Annotated in this window: 1 protein-coding gene; it reads right to left on the minus strand. The window is 71.6% G+C overall.

The annotated features are described in order from the left end of the window. Positions 1-800: Bcr/CflA family efflux MFS transporter (locus BIV03_RS12730; protein ID WP_254790883.1), on the minus strand; the 800-nt coding region annotated here is incomplete at its 3' end. Between the last annotated feature and the right edge of the window lie 86 nt (positions 801-886).

The following is an 886-nucleotide window of genomic DNA, read 5'->3' on the forward strand; positions in this document are numbered from 1 at the left end:
ATCGAGGCGTTCGTGGCGAACACGAGGGTGTACATCCCCTCGGAGAACCCGAAGCCGGTCTGGAACACGAACGAGCTCGTGGCGATGTACGCGAAGAACCCGATGGTCGAGAGCACCCCGGTCAGCACGTACGCACGGAACCTCGGGATGCCCATGAGCTCGCGGATGCGTCCCCAGTTCGCACCGAGGCCCACCCCGCCGCGGAACGCCCGCGGCAGGGTCTCGTGGAACCGGACGACCACGGCGACGAAGAACGCCGCACCGAGCACCGCGAGGACGACGAACATGAGTCGCCAGGTGCCGATCGTCAGCACCGCTCCCCCGGCCAGCGGGGCGACGACGGGGCCGATCGCGTTGATCGCCGCGAGGGTCCCGAACACCTTCGCCATCCGCGGCCCGTCGACCACGTCCGAGACCATCGCCCGCCCGGCGACCGCCCCGGCCGCACCCGCCAGCCCCTGGAACACCCGCGCCACGACGAGCGTCACGACGTCCGGCGCGATCGCGCACCCGACGGAGGCGACGGCGAAGACCGCCGTGCCGACGAGCATCAGCGGACGCCGCCCGATGCCGTCGCTCACCGGTCCGGCGAGCAGCTGCCCGACGGCGAACGCGACGAGGAACGCCGTCAGGGACAGCTGCACGGCACCGGGCGTCGTGCCGAGGTCGCGTGCGATCGCCGGCAGGGCCGGGATGTACATGTCGGTCGCGAACGGCGAGACGCCGACGATCAGGGCGAGCGGCAGGATCGGTGGGAGGGCGGTCGTCCGGCTGGTCGTTCCTGCGCGCTCCGTCGTCACGTCGGCCACGCTACGCGCCCCCGAATCGATTCGACAAGAGCGGTGGTGTCGCGTTGCGCACACCGAGACGGCCTGGAGGGACGGTG

Source organism: Curtobacterium sp. MCBA15_016 (assembly GCF_001865105.1).
Lineage (GTDB): Bacteria > Actinomycetota > Actinomycetes > Actinomycetales > Microbacteriaceae > Curtobacterium.